Source organism: Pseudanabaena sp. PCC 9330 (genome assembly GCF_055795045.1).
Genome location: NZ_JAYFES010000015.1, coordinates 1 through 477, shown reverse-complemented (window position 1 = coordinate 477; position 477 = coordinate 1). Strand labels below are relative to the sequence as shown.

The window sequence follows — 477 nt, the reverse complement described above, 5'->3', positions numbered from 1 at the left end:
TGTAAGCAACGCAGATCCAGGGGCGCATGCCCAGGCGGTAGCTCAGTTCCCACTCACGACCCATGTAGCAGAAGACGCCGATGAGGAAGTGGAAAATTACCAACTGGTAAGGGCCACCGTTGTACAGCCACTCATCGAGGGAAGCGGCTTCCCAGATGGGGTAGAAGTGCAGGCCAATGGCGTTAGAGGAAGGCACAACAGCACCGGAGATGATGTTGTTGCCGTACATCAAAGAGCCAGCAACAGGCTCACGGATGCCGTCGATGTCGACGGGGGGTGCAGCGATGAACGCTACGACGAAGCAAGCGGTGGCAGCGAGCAGGGTGGGGATCATCAGTACGCCGAACCAGCCCACATACAGGCGGTTCTCGGTGCTGGTGACCCACTGGCAAAACTGCTCCCACAGGGAGGCAGTTTGTTGTCTTTGAAGCGTTGTGGTCATGATAAGGATAAGTGCAGTTAGGTTTGCTTAAGGCT

At 56.4% G+C, this 477-nt stretch carries 1 protein-coding gene; it reads right to left on the bottom strand.

What is annotated here, in order from left to right; all coding sequences use genetic code 11:
- On the bottom strand, positions 1-442 hold a 442-nt coding region (locus AC0QKW_RS00380; protein ID WP_473149095.1), incomplete at its 3' end, for a photosynthetic reaction center family protein.
- Between the last annotated feature and the right edge of the window lie 35 nt (positions 443-477).